This window comes from Ewingella sp. AOP9-I1-14 (assembly GCF_052375995.1).
Lineage (GTDB): Bacteria > Pseudomonadota > Gammaproteobacteria > Enterobacterales > Enterobacteriaceae > Ewingella > Ewingella allii.
In genome coordinates this window covers 171910-184579 of the sequence record NZ_JBQSVA010000007.1, presented here as the reverse complement: position 1 = coordinate 184579, position 12670 = coordinate 171910, and the positions used below count along the sequence as shown (strand labels likewise).

Annotated in this window: 15 protein-coding genes; 9 read left to right on the top strand and 6 right to left on the bottom strand. The window is 53.6% G+C overall.

Translation table 11 applies throughout. From position 1 onward, the window contains the following. Positions 1-141: 141 nt before the first annotated feature. The 4 genes from ACT3RT_RS18415 (at position 142) to gap (ending at position 3283) form a co-directional block, all read left to right on the top strand. Positions 142-399, top strand: coding sequence for a ParD-like family protein (locus ACT3RT_RS18415; RefSeq protein ID WP_353504089.1), 258 nt, complete (start codon positions 142-144; stop codon positions 397-399). Beyond that, positions 389-1150 carry a type I methionyl aminopeptidase gene (gene map, locus ACT3RT_RS18410; RefSeq protein ID WP_496200744.1) on the top strand — a complete coding sequence of 254 codons (762 nt, stop codon included), beginning with the start codon at positions 389-391 and terminating at the stop codon, positions 1148-1150. Before ACT3RT_RS18415 ends, map begins: the two co-directional genes overlap by 11 nt. A gap of 64 nt (positions 1151-1214) precedes the next feature. After that, positions 1215-2195 carry a GlxA family transcriptional regulator gene (locus ACT3RT_RS18405; RefSeq protein ID WP_353504087.1) on the top strand — a complete coding sequence of 327 codons (981 nt, stop codon included), beginning with the start codon at positions 1215-1217 and terminating at the stop codon, positions 2193-2195. Positions 2196-2272: 77 nt separating this feature from the next. Further along, positions 2273-3283 (top strand): type I glyceraldehyde-3-phosphate dehydrogenase, encoded by a 1011-nt coding sequence (gene gap / locus ACT3RT_RS18400; protein WP_496203518.1) that lies wholly within the window; start codon positions 2273-2275, stop codon positions 3281-3283. Between the two features lie 97 nt (positions 3284-3380). Here the strand turns inward: gap and ACT3RT_RS18395 are convergent, their stop codons facing one another. From ACT3RT_RS18395 to ACT3RT_RS18380, 4 genes are all read right to left on the bottom strand, one after another. Further along, positions 3381-4052: a DUF2931 family protein gene (locus tag ACT3RT_RS18395; protein ID WP_353504084.1), complete on the bottom strand. Its 672-nt coding sequence runs from the start codon at positions 4050-4052 to the stop codon at positions 3381-3383. Continuing rightward, entirely contained in the window at positions 4043-5872 is a 1830-nt protein-coding gene (locus ACT3RT_RS18390) for a phospholipase effector Tle1 domain-containing protein (RefSeq protein WP_496203517.1), read from the bottom strand. Before ACT3RT_RS18390 ends, ACT3RT_RS18395 begins: the two co-directional genes overlap by 10 nt. Then, positions 5872-6039 carry a hypothetical protein gene (locus ACT3RT_RS18385; RefSeq protein WP_496203516.1) on the bottom strand — a complete coding sequence of 56 codons (168 nt, stop codon included), beginning with the start codon at positions 6037-6039 and terminating at the stop codon, positions 5872-5874. Before ACT3RT_RS18385 ends, ACT3RT_RS18390 begins: the two co-directional genes overlap by 1 nt. A gap of 302 nt (positions 6040-6341) precedes the next feature. Then, positions 6342-7463 (bottom strand): NADH:flavin oxidoreductase, encoded by a 1122-nt coding sequence (locus ACT3RT_RS18380; RefSeq protein WP_496203515.1) that lies wholly within the window; start codon positions 7461-7463, stop codon positions 6342-6344. 103 nt (positions 7464-7566) lie between these two features. Between ACT3RT_RS18380 and ACT3RT_RS18375 the strand changes: the two genes are divergently transcribed. Both ACT3RT_RS18375 and ACT3RT_RS18370 read left to right on the top strand, forming a co-directional pair. Further along, complete coding sequence (locus ACT3RT_RS18375) at positions 7567-7941, top strand: winged helix-turn-helix transcriptional regulator (protein WP_496203514.1); 375 nt, start codon at positions 7567-7569, stop codon at positions 7939-7941. 136 nt (positions 7942-8077) lie between these two features. Beyond that, complete coding sequence (locus tag ACT3RT_RS18370) at positions 8078-8758, top strand: DsbA family protein (protein WP_353504079.1); 681 nt, start codon at positions 8078-8080, stop codon at positions 8756-8758. On the opposite strand, the gene ACT3RT_RS18365 is transcribed toward ACT3RT_RS18370, so the two are convergent. Next, complete coding sequence (locus ACT3RT_RS18365) at positions 8759-9163, bottom strand: (R)-mandelonitrile lyase (RefSeq protein WP_486032279.1); 405 nt, start codon at positions 9161-9163, stop codon at positions 8759-8761. A 243-nt stretch (positions 9164-9406) separates the two neighbouring features. On the opposite strand from ACT3RT_RS18365, the gene ACT3RT_RS18360 reads away from it, so the two are divergent. Beyond that, positions 9407-10396, top strand: a complete 990-nt coding sequence (locus ACT3RT_RS18360; protein WP_496203513.1) for an aldo/keto reductase — start codon at positions 9407-9409, stop codon at positions 10394-10396. 54 nt (positions 10397-10450) lie between these two features. Here the strand turns inward: ACT3RT_RS18360 and ACT3RT_RS18355 are convergent, their stop codons facing one another. Continuing rightward, entirely contained in the window at positions 10451-11344 is an 894-nt protein-coding gene (locus ACT3RT_RS18355) for a LysR family transcriptional regulator (protein ID WP_353504076.1), read from the bottom strand. Positions 11345-11466: 122 nt separating this feature from the next. Between ACT3RT_RS18355 and ACT3RT_RS18350 the strand changes: the two genes are divergently transcribed. Both ACT3RT_RS18350 and ACT3RT_RS18345 read left to right on the top strand, forming a co-directional pair. Further along, complete coding sequence (locus ACT3RT_RS18350; protein WP_496203512.1) at positions 11467-12066, top strand: GNAT family N-acetyltransferase; 600 nt, start codon at positions 11467-11469, stop codon at positions 12064-12066. Further along, positions 12063-12662: a LysE family translocator gene (locus ACT3RT_RS18345; protein ID WP_496203511.1), complete on the top strand. Its 600-nt coding sequence runs from the start codon at positions 12063-12065 to the stop codon at positions 12660-12662. Before ACT3RT_RS18350 ends, ACT3RT_RS18345 begins: the two co-directional genes overlap by 4 nt. Positions 12663-12670: the final 8 nt, after the last annotated feature.

The window sequence follows — 12670 nt, the reverse complement described above, 5'->3', positions numbered from 1 at the left end:
CATAGTTCTCAGCGAGGGGTTTGCCAATCAGGCCCGCCGCTTTCACCAAAAATAACGTCTGAGTTGCAACGTTGCGCACAAGTCGGCTAAGATACAGAACATATACGATTCATATATAAACCATATATTGCGAGAATCCCGATGGGCATTATCAAAATCTCAGAAATGATGCATGAGAACCTGCGTATCGCCAGCATGGCCTTTACCCGTTCAATGAATGCTCAGGCCGAGCATTGGATGAAAGTCGGCATGCTGATGGAGATGCATCCAGACCTTTCTCACCGTGATATCTGCCAGCTATTGGTAAAAGCCAGCACGGAATCGAACGAGCAGTTCGATGGCATAAAGACACTACTTAATGATGGCGTGACAACAAGGAAGAGCACCAATGAGCAATAATTCGTTTATAAAATCTCCTGAAGGCATCGCCAAGGCGCGCGCCGCCGGGCATCTGGCCGCGCGCGTGCTGCAAATGATTGAACCCCATGTTCAGCCCGGCGTCACCACCGACTATCTGGATGCCCTGTGTCATGACTTTATCGTCAACGAGCTGGGCGCGATCCCGGCCAACATTGGTTATCAGGGCTATACCAAAACCACCTGCATTTCGGTGAATCACGTGATTTGCCACGGTATTCCTTCAGATAAAGTGTTGAAAAAGGGCGATATCGTCAACGTGGACGTGGCGCTGATCAAAGACGGTTGGTATGGCGACACCAGCCGGATGTTCTACGCCGGTGAACCTTCGATCCTCGCCCGCCGCTTGGTGGATACCACGCTCGAAGCCATGCACGCCGGTATTGACGTCGTCCGGCCGGGCGCGACGCTGGGTGACGTTGGTTTTGCGATTGCCGCCGTTGCCAGACGTGAAGGATTTAGCGTGGTGGAAGAGTATTGTGGCCACGGCATCGGGCAGGGCTACCATGAAGACCCGCAGGTGCTGCACTACGGCCAGAAAGGCCAAGGCCTGGTGCTGAAAGAAGGCATGCTGTTCACCATCGAGCCGATGATCAACGCCGGCCAGCGCTACTCAAAATTGTTAAAAGACGGATGGACCGTAGTGACTAAAGACCACTCCCTCTCGGCGCAGTGGGAACACATGGTGCTGGTCACTAAAGACGGGCATGAGATCCTAACTCCATGGCCATAAAAATTAAGGCCCATTGATTTGGGCCTTTCTTGACCTATTTTGTCCTTTTTTGTATTTTAAGGACATGCATACATTCCTGATCATTGTCCCCGAAGGGGGCATGCTGTTCGAACCGACCGGCATCGCCGACATCCTGATGCAAGCTAATCGCTTGAGGCCCAAGGATTCTCCTCATCCGCCCTATCAGGTCGAAATTGCCACCACCCAGTCGCATCGCGTCATTCACGGCATGTCGGGTTTGAATCTGTTGGCCGACCATCGGCTGGCAGATCTTGACCCCGCATTGCCGCGCGACACCGTAATGATCACCGGCAAAGGCTCGACTCCTGAAGAATCCGCACTGGTCGCCAACTGGATCAGCCGCGCCGCGCCTCATGCCAAAAGAGTGGTATCGATTTGCGGCGGCGCGCTGCTGCTGGCAGAGGCGGGCCTGCTCGACGGACGTCGCGCCACCACCCACTGGCGGCAGCTGGATAACCTGCAAAATAGCTATCCCAAAGTGCTGGTCGAGAAAGGGCCGATTTATCTGCAAGACGGCAATGTCTGGACCTCGGCGGGCGTCAGCTCGGGCTTTGATCTCACACTGGCACTGGTGGAAGATGACCACAGCTTCACCCTGGCGCGCGACGTCGCACAGGATCTGGTGATGTTCCTGCGTCGTCCCGGCGGGCAGTCGCAGTTCAGCCGTTTCCTGCTCAGCCAGTCCAATACCCCCGGCCCTATCCGCGACCTGCAAAGCTGGATCCTGCAAAATCTTTCCGGCGACCTGTCGGTGGAAAAACTGGCCGAGCGCGTCGCCATGAGTCCGCGCAACTTTACCCGCGTCTTCACCCGAGAAACCGGCAGCAGCCCGGCGAAATACGTCGAGGAAGTGCGTCTTGACGTGGCCCGTCAGCACCTAGAGCAAAGCTCAGACAAAATAGAACAGATCGCCGCCATAACCGGATTTGGCAATAGCCTGAACCTGCGCCGGGTATTCGAACGCAATCTGCAACTCACGCCGTCTGATTACCGCGAACGCTTCTACGCGCGTAACATGGCTTAAATTGATTCTTATTTGTCATTTACGCCAACTTGCCAAAGCACTATTTTGAAACCAGACAACTCACCAAGGAGTACATCATGGTCAAAGTAGGCATTAACGGTTTTGGTCGTATTGGTAGAAACGTTCTGCGCGCCGCGCTCGGCCGCAGCGATTTTCAAGTCGTGGCCATCAACGACCTGACCGACAGCAAAACCCTCGCGCACCTTCTTAAATATGACTCACTGCAGGGCACCCTCGCGGCCGATGTCGAAGCTTCCGAAGGCCAGCTGAAAGTGAATGGCAACGCGATCCGCGTTTTCTCTGAGCGCGATCCGGGTGCAATACCATGGAGCAGCGTTGGCGTCGAACTGGTCATTGAATCCACCGGCTTCTTCACCGAAAAAGCCAAAGCCCAAGTGCACATCACCAAAGGCGGCGCCAAGCGCGTGATCCTCTCCGCGCCGGGCAAAGACGATGACATCACCGTGGTAATGGGCGTTAACCATGAAAAATATGACCCGGCGCAGCACAAAATTGTCAGCAACGGCAGCTGCACTACCAACGGTCTGGCCCCGGCGGCGCAGGTCCTGCATCAAAGCTTCGGCATTGAGCACGGCCTGATGAACACCACTCATGCCTACACCAACAGTCAGGCACTGCATGACCAGCCGGAGAAAGACCTGCGCGGCGCACGTGCGGCGGCGCTGTCGATTGTTCCTTACTCCAGCGGCGCGGCCAAAGCCTTGGGTAAAGTCATTCCTGAGCTGGACGGACGCCTGACCGGCTACTCACTGCGCGTGCCGGTGCCAGTGGTTTCCATCGTTGACCTGACCGTGACGCTAAAACGCGATGTAACTGCTGAAGAAGTGAATAACGCCTTCCGCAAAGCCGCAGAATCCGGGCCACTGAAAGGGATTTTGGGCTACAGCGATGAGCCGCTGGTGTCGAGCGATTATCAGGGTGATGCGCGTTCGTCGATTATCGACGGGCTGTCCACGCTGGTGATTGGCGGCAATCTGGTGAAGATCCTCGCGTGGTATGACAACGAATGGGCCTTCTCAAACCGTCTGGTGGATTTAGCCGTGCTGATGGACCAGCGAGGTTTGTAATCCAGCGTGAAGAACAGTTCTGGCCCGCCATTGTGCGGGCCTTTTGCTAACTGTAAAACCATCCATTTTTAGCGATCTTCTTGGCCGCAATTACGTCTCACCAGTTCCCGTAGGGGTAGGTTTTGCCTTTGATAAAATCTGGCGTCTCACCGTAATATTTGTAGCCATTTGGATGCTTGGTAATGCCTTTACAGATATCTAGCTGCTCGCCGGAGAGTGTTTTTATAGATGAAGGTGTAACGCGGTAATTGGGATAATTACCCACATCTTGCAGCCAGACCGTCACTTTTCCTTCAGGTGCCAAACCTATAATCATGGTGTCGTAATAGACCTCTGTTCCACGCCGATTTTTATGATCCGCAGGGGTGATCATTTTTTCCCAAACAGATTGTGGGAAGCTTATCGATGTTTCATATACCTTCATATCGATAACTGAGTCCCAGCAAAACACCATAGCTTTAGGCGGATGCTTGGCTTTATTCCATGTCACCGACGAACGACGAATATGCTGACTCCATTTACCTACACTGTCTGGGTTATCCTGAGTTCCATCGAGCGTGTTGAATTGATAAACAATATCGTCGGTATCAAGAATGGACGCGAAAGTCACTAGCGAGGGCAATGCCTTTGGGGTAACAAAACTAAATCTCCACTCGCCGTACGGCAGCGAGAACGGGTTGGAGGCATCAGGACGAGTATTACCAGCAGTAGCTTGGCAACCTACTAATGTCAAAGCCAATAAACTTGCGGCCAGACGTGTTATTTCCATATTTTCTTCCCTTCCATATCATAGACCGTCCTGCGCCACTGTTCATCTGGCCGGTTGGTAAAAGTCACTATTTTCGCGGGTTTAACAGCACCAATAGGTAGACCTTGCTCATCTTTAATTACGCTATTCCAGTTAGCGGAACAGTGGAGATACTTTTTAGCAAATACTTTGAGTTCCGGAGATACAAAAACATATTTAGTGTCACCACTGCGTACAGCTCTACCAAGGCGAAGCGCTTTTTCACTAAGATAATTCAGCTCTTCCGGTAAGGCGAAATCGGGCACGCTTTCATCAATTGGATCAAATTTCACCCCCGCCTCTTGTGCAGCATCCAGCATCACTCGCAGAGATACTTTTGACCAGTCATTGTAGGTAGTTCGGTCGAGAATCAGCGCCGCGGCGCTTCGTTTTTGCAATCTACCGTAATGGTCAGCAGGCATCCTGTCGTCATGCCAAGTTTTAACGTCGATTTCGACATTCTGGCAAATTGAATTAATGGCCGGAAACTGATTCATCTCTTTGAGCTGTTGAACTGTTTGCTGATAAACCCTTGTATGAGTATCGTCAGTTGAGAAGGGAACAGTTTCAAACTGCGGTCGAGTCAGAAAATAGGCTTCATGTTCCACCGGATTATAACCCCCTCCTATATCGGAATGGGCTCCGGGTAACTCCACTTCTGGCCATGCGGGTTTCACACTGTTGAGGGCGAAGTTAAATCGGCACTCGTGCTGGGCAGTAATGTGGAAGACTTTTTCTGCTACACCGGGGCGCAGTGCAATATTCACATCGCCTGTATCCGCTGTATGAGGGTTAAAACCATTTTCGGGCGTGCCGATGGCGGCTACGGTATCAAAAATGCCAATAAACCGGGTTTTACCTCCCGGAGTGCCGCTGAATTCAACATTGCCTAATCCCGCTTTTATTGCGGCAATAACTTGAGGGTCTTGAGAGAACACGCGATTGGCAAAATGCCGAGCGGCAGCTGCACCACGGCTAAAACCAAAGATATCGAATTGCAGCTCTTTGATAATACTGTTACTTGCTTCTTGGGCACTGTCTAAATAACGGTTAATCGCATCAACAATTTGAATAATTGCCTTATCTGTTTTTTTAATTACCCCAGTATCACCCCCACCGGTGCCCATGCCATAAGAATTATCACCAAGCCCCGTTTCTGTACCGATCCCTTCGATATAGATAGTCTCTTGTCCAAACCCTTCGTTAATAGGTAGATCCAATTTATATAGGGTTCTCAACCAGTGCACATTAGTGTAATACCCAAGATGGCTACCAGCCGAGATACCACTTAGCCCATGCGTAATTTTGACACACTGCTGTACTGAGGATATCGCATCGGCACTGCTCATCTCATAATGCTCGGCATTACATGCCTTGAGGCGCGCGTCGGTATTATTGGCATTATTCCCCGTACCATCAAAGAATACGCCGAGGGTGAGGGTAATTTCGCGTTTCGGTTTCTTTGCCGCCTGCCCGCGCTGCTCCGGCTCTGTGCTTGAGCTTTTTGCCGCCGTTTCTTCACCGATGAATTCATAGGTGTCATTCACCATTGATGGAATGAATTCTGCATTGCACGGGCAGCTACTTCTACTGTGCAGCGTACCGGCAAATTTGCGGCCGTTAATGGTGTCATGGGGAATGTGCCCCACAATGATGTAAGTGCCGGGGTGCTTGCCGCAGCTAACCCTATCCTCTTCCCTTGCCACCGCTCTGCCAAACAGCGTGTGGGTAAAATCCCCCTCCAGAATGATACCGCCACAGGTAGTTTCGTCCTCGACGACCAGATAATAACCTATTGTCATTAGCGCATCCTCCAAGGCGGAGTGAAGCTTGAAACAAGGTTTTTTGCCGCCGAATTGGGGTCGTTGAGCCGCAGGCTATGAGAAAGAGGCTGATAAATTGAAGGGCCAGATTGAACGATTTTCAGCCAATGTGCAGGCGTGCTCCTGCTGTGACGCAGCGTATCCATATTAATTTCCTTTTTTATATGGTTATTCCGCGCTCATTTTACCCATGGCTAGCGTTTCGCCAAAGGTTACTTTTCATTATTGAGTTACAGGGGTTTCCCCACTAAGATTTCCTGTCAGCGCGCCGCAATATCTGGCCCGGCGGCAAGAAGCTGGCGGGTGGGAGGATGACATAGCGCCGCGTCGATTAAGCAAGATGAAGGCCAGAGAATATATCCTATATTCTCTGGCTGGAATGTCGGCAAACTCTGGACTTAGGCTGGTTTAAGATAAGCTAGAACTAACCCTTTTTGCTCGATTTTACTTAAACCAGCACACCCAAACTCGCGGCGTCAAAGTCGTGCAGTTGGTCCTGATTGCCGTTGCGGATTTTGCTGACCCAGTGCGGGTCGCTGAGCAGCGCGCGGCCGACGGCGATTAAGTCGAACTCGTCGCGTTCCAGGCGTTGTAGCAGGTTGTCGAGGCTGGCGGGCTGCGCGCCTTCGCCAGTGAAGGAGCCCATAAAGTCATTCGACAGGCCGACCGAGCCGACGCTGATGGTCGCAGCGCCTGTCAATTTCTTGGCCCAACCAGCGAAGTTCAGACCGGACTCCCCATCAATCTCAGGGAACTCTGGCTCCCAGAATCGGCGCTGCGAGCAGTGCAATATATCCACGCCCGCCTCGACCAGCGGCAGCAGCCAGTCGGTCATTTCATCAGGGGTAGTCGTCAGGCGGAAGGAATAGTCCTGCTGCTTCCACTGGCTGACGCGCAGGATCAGCGGGAAGTCTGGCCCTACGGCCTCGCGCATGGCTTTCACCACCTCGGCGGCGAAGCGAGAACGCTGTTTTAGCGTCGCGCCGCCGAAGCTGTCGGTGCGCAGGTTGGTCGCCGCCCAGAAGAATTGGTCGATGAGATAGCCGTGCGCGCCGTGGATTTCGGCGACGTCAAAACCTAAGCGTTTGGCGTCTGCGGCGGCCTTAGCGAAAGCAGCGATGGTATCGGCAATCGCCTCTTCGCTCATGATCTCTCCGCGCGGCTGGCCCGGCCCAATCAGCCCTGAAGGGCTTTCTACCGGCGCGTCGGGTACCCATTCGGTCATAAAGCTGGCAACGGAGCCGGTATGCCACAGCTGCGGCCCCATCTTGCCTCCGGCGGCGTGAACCTCGTCAATCACCTTTTTCCAGCCTGCCAGCGCCTCTTCGCCGTGGAAGAAAGGGATATTGGCATCATTGCGCGACGCCGGGCGGTCAATCACCGTCCCTTCGGACAGAATTAATCCGACATCCGCCGCCGCGCGGCGCTGATAGTAAGCCGCCACGTTATCGCCCGGCACGCCGTTGGGCGAGAAAGAGCGGGTCATCGGCGCCATCACAATACGGTTTTTTAACGTCAGATTTTTTAACTGGAAAGGCTGAAATAGGGCATCTACATTCGCTTGGCTCATGATTGAATTCTCTCTATGTGGTTAGCAAAGCTGAGGGTATATTATGTATACCTAGTGTCAATCAGGCACCAAAACGCTACCAGGTATCGTTAAGGAAACCACTGTGTCGATTCAAAAAGCCCCCAGTGCAACCAAGGATTGCCCGCACCGACTGCTGTTGGACCAGATTGCGGATAAATGGTCCGTGCTGATCCTCAGCGCCCTGTGCGAGCAGCCGTTACGATTTAATACAATTAAGCGCCAGTTAGATGGCATTACTCAGAAGGCGCTGACGCAAAGCCTGCGCAGACTTCAGCGCAACGGGATTGTGGATCGCAAGGTGATCACCGCCTCGCCTATCGCGGTGGAATACCACATCACCCCCTTGGGACGCACATTGAAAGAGCCGTTCGGCGCGCTCTTCAACTGGACGATCAGCTATCTGCCCGAGGTGGAAAAAGCCCGGCAGAAATTCGATTTAAATGCCGAAGAAGAGTAAAAATGCCACTTTATCAGCCCTATTCATTGGCTGTATTTGTTCGATTTATGCAACAAATCGTCAACCAGATGAGGGTTTATCTCGCATTTTGAATCTAATAAAGTGCGCATATGACGGATGACGAGAGAAAGGCGCGATGCAAGACTTTAAATTACTGTATATTTTTGACCCACTTTGCGGCTGGTGTTACGCCAGCGCGCCGGCATTAGCCAGCCTCGCGGCGGCCTTTCCACAGCAGTTAGAGTTGATGCCAAGCGGCCTGTTCTCAGATACCGGGGCGCGAGAGATGTCACCGTCATTGGCCACCCATGCGTGGACCAACGATCAGCGCATTGAGTCACTGACGGGTCAGGTATTTAGCGAAAAATACTTTAATCAGATCCTGATGAGCACGGATAGGCGTTTTGATTCTCAGGCGATGAACCGCGCGCTGACGGCCATTCGCCAGCTCGACGCCACATTAGAAACACAAGTTTTGCATCACTTACAGCACGAGCGTTATGTGAACGGGCAAGACACTTCGGCTCCCCAAGTGGTTGCCAACATTGCCGCGCAGCACGTGCAGGCGGCGGGTTATGAGCTAGATGCCAGCGACTTTGCCCTGCGTCTGGCTCACGACGAAGCGCTGGCTGAACAAACTCATCGGCGAACCCAGACCACCCAGGCGCTGATGGATAAATTGGCAGTCAGAGGCGTACCGCTGTTGCTGGTGCAGGCGGGCGATCGTTATGAGCAGATCAGCGGCAAACCCCTTTATGTTGACCCGCAGGCGCTGGTCGCGGCCATCAATGAGAAAGTGAGAACCGCCGCCCGTTAATTAGGCCGATTTCGCCGGGTACTGCTCGTCAGTGACTTTCTCCAGCCACTCGACCGGGCTGCCGTTAAGTGATTCAGCAATGGCGATGTGCGTCATTGCTGTCTCACTGGTTGCGCCGTGCCAGTGTTTCACCCCTTCAGGTATCCAGACAATATCCCCCGGATGTATCTCTTCCACCTCGTGACCCCATTTTTGAACCCAGCCACGGCCTTGGGTGACAATCAGCGTCTGGCCTAAGGGATGGGTATGCCACGCGGTGCGTGCGCCGGGTTCAAAAGTCACCGTCGCCCCGCCAACCCGCGCCGGTTCGGTCGCCTGAAAAGGGGCGTCAATCCGCACTTTGCCGGTGAAATAGTCTGCCGGACCGGCCTTCGATGGCTGTGAACCGTTGCGTAAGATCTTCATGCTTTGCTCCTGAAAAGTATCTGCTAAAAAAGGCCGTGCTGCCATTAATCAACGTTACAGAGATTCATTGCCCGCGACTAGGCCGCAAATCAGCAAACGGCTATGAGCCTAATTCATCAATATCGCACAGGCCGTTGGCGCGGATTAATGAGGAAAACTCATAAGCTCATACCGATTATGGCAACTAATCAAATAATCACTCCACCTCTACACTGCTGTTATCCCCCCTAAGGAGTGAGCACAGTGAAAACACGTAAACTAGGTAATAGCCAACTTGAAGTTTCATCCATTGGCCTTGGCTGCATGGGATTAAGCTACGGCTATGGCCCGGCCACTGAAAAAAATCACGCTATTGCCCTTATTCGCTCAGCCTTCGAGCAAGGCGTGACGCTGTTTGATACGGCGGAGGCCTATGGCCCCTACATTAATGAACAACTGTTGGGAGAAGCCGTCGCGCCGTTTCGCCATAAAGTTGCTATCGCCACTAAGTTTGGGTTTGAGTTTGACGGCAAAGGCGGGCAAAGCGGCATGAACAGCCGCCCTGAGCATATTCGGGCCGTGGCCGAGGCGGCGTTAAAACGGTTGAATACCGATGTTATCGACCTCTTTTACCAGCACCGCGTCGACCCGCAGGTGCCGATTGAAGAGGTCGCCGGAACGGTAAAAGAGCTCATTCAGGAAGGTAAGGTGAAGCATTTTGGCCTGTCCGAAGCCAGCGCGCAGACCATTCGCCGTGCTCACGCCGTTCAACCAGTGGCCGCGTTGCAAAGTGAGTATTCGCTATGGTGGCGCGAACCGGAGGCGGAAATCTTGCCAACTCTGGAAGAGCTGGGCATTGGCTTTATTCCCTTCAGCCCGCTGGGCAAGGGCTTCCTGACGGGTGCAATAAATCAGGACACCACCTTCGATAGCAGCGATTTTCGCAATATTGTGCCGCGCTTTTCTGTAGAAGCGCGCAAGGCCAATCAGGCGCTGGTGGCTCTGCTCGAGCAAATCGCTCAACAAAAAGGGGCAACGCCGGCGCAAATCGCCCTGTCGTGGCTACTGGCGCAAAAGCCGTGGATTGTCCCTATTCCGGGGACCACCAAGCTCTCTCGTCTGCACGAGAATTTAGCCAGCGCGGACATTGAACTGACTCAGGAAGAGCTGGGTAATATTGAGAAAGTGCTGGCAAGCGTGACGGTAGAAGGGGCGCGTTACCCTGAGCATTTGCAGAAACGCGTCGGCAATTAAGCCGATTGCTATCATCAGAGGGAGAGTGCCGCAGCGGGCGCTTTCCCTGCTGCTTTAGGCTTTATAACGCAGCGCGTCCACCAGCAGCGCGAAGGCCGAGGTGTGCTGCCGACGGCTCGGGTAGTAGAGATAATAGCCGGGAAACTCCGGGCACCAGTCCTGCAAAAACTCCACCAGCTCACCGCTTTTCAGCTCTTCTCGCACATTGTCTTCCGGCACTAGCGCCATGCCAAATCCTGCTAGCACCGCCTTCTTGATTTGCGCATTGGAATTGAGGATCAGCTGCCCATCAACCCTGACGCGCAGCGGCCGCCCTGCTTTTTCAAACTCCCAGGCGTAAATCCCGCCCAGCGTGGGCAGGCGCAAATTGATGCAGCTATGCTGCTGCAGATCATGGGGCGTCAGTGGCGCAGTTTTCCCAGCGATATAAGATGGCGTGGCGACCACCGCCATGCGGAAATCTGGCCCAATGCGCACGGCAATCATATCTTTGGCGACCTGCTCGCCAAGGCGAATTCCGGCGTCAAAGCGATCGCTGACAATGTCCCGCAGGCCATAATCGATGGTAACTTCCACCTTGATGTCCGGGTAATCCGGCAGAAATTTTTCCAGCTTCGGCCACAGCACAGTATTCGCCGCGTGTTCTGCCGCCGTGATGCGAATAGTGCCGGCGGGCTTATCTTTTAGCTCGGTGATAGCCGTCAGCTCGTCTTCGATTTCCGCAAGGCGCGGCGCGACTCTCTCTAAAAGCTGCTGGCCCGCCTCGGTGGGCGCAACGCTGCGCGTGGTGCGAGTGAGCAGGCGAACGCCCAAGCGCTCTTCCAAACCGCGAATAGCATGACTCAGGGCCGATTGCGAAACGCCCAACTTTGCCGCAGCGCGGGTGAAGCTCTGCTCTTTAGCCACCACGGAAAACGCAATCAGGTCGTTAATATTTGCTCGCAGCATTAATGATTTCTCTTCATAAATTCATTTTAATTATACGTGCTGGAGAAATGCCTGCCCAGCGCGTATCTTTTAGAGTGAAATCAAGCACTCCCCCAGCTAATCAAATGAGGCAACCTGCGTAGATGAATAATCCCGTTTCGCTGATCGGTCAGAAAATCCGCCTTCGCCCCCTGACAGAACAAGATACCGATGCCCTGATGCTTGCCGCCTCTGACGGTGAATTGTGGAATATGCAATTGACCCATATTCCGTCGCCAGACACTGTCGCGCAGTACATCAATACCGCGATAACCGGTCGCAATGCGGGCACGGTGCTGCCGTTCGTGATTGAAGAGATTGCCAGCGGTAAGCCGATAGGCTCGACCCGCCTGTGGAAGATTGATCCTCAAAATCGCAAGTTGGAAATCGGCCACACCTGGCTGTCGGCCTCGTGGCAGCGAACCTACGCCAATACCGAGGCCAAACTGCTGCTGCTCACCCACGCCTTCGAGGAGATGAACTGCGTGCGGGTGCAGTTCACCACCGATGAGCTGAATGAGAAGTCGCGCAATGCCATTTTGCGCTTAGGTGCTAAGCAGGAAGGGATTGTGCGCCACGAGCGCATTATGCCAAACGACCGTAAACGTAACTCGGTGCGATTTAGCATTATTGATGAGGAATGGCCTGAGGTGCGCAGCAATCTGCACAGCAAATTGCAGAGTTTTGGCGCGGTTGGCGGATGAATCTGCTCGGCTTCGCGCTGGCGATCCTGCCGGTGGCTCTCTCGCCGGGGGCCAGTTTTACCTTAGCGATGAACAACGCTGTTCAACAGGGAATGCGCGGCACCGGGCGAATTATTCTTGGCACGCTGCTGGGGATCTACACCCACGCCCTGTTGGCCGGACTTGGCATCACGCGACTTATCGTGGCTTATCCTGCTTTGATGAATGCCATCAAAATTGCTGGCACGGCATATCTTCTCTATTTGGGAATTCGGCTGATCCGCAGTGGCCTGAACGCCAAGGATTTGGCTTTCACCTCCGGCAGCCGTGCAACCGGCATCAAAGAGGCCTATTTAGCCAACGTGCTGAATATTAAAGCCATAATGCTGTATCTCACCGTGGTGCCCGCCTTCGCGGGCGGTGGCGCAACCCCGTGGAGTTATCTGGTGTTGGCGTCGATTCACGTCGCGGTGATGGCCCTGTGGTTACTCTTCGCCGGACAGATGCTGATTCGCTCCGCAGCCAAAATCAGCACCCGTAAACTGAAGAAAGTGATCGACATCGGCGGCGGCACGTTATTGCTGATTTTTACGATTTGGCCTTATTTGTCTCTTTAGTTCCTAAC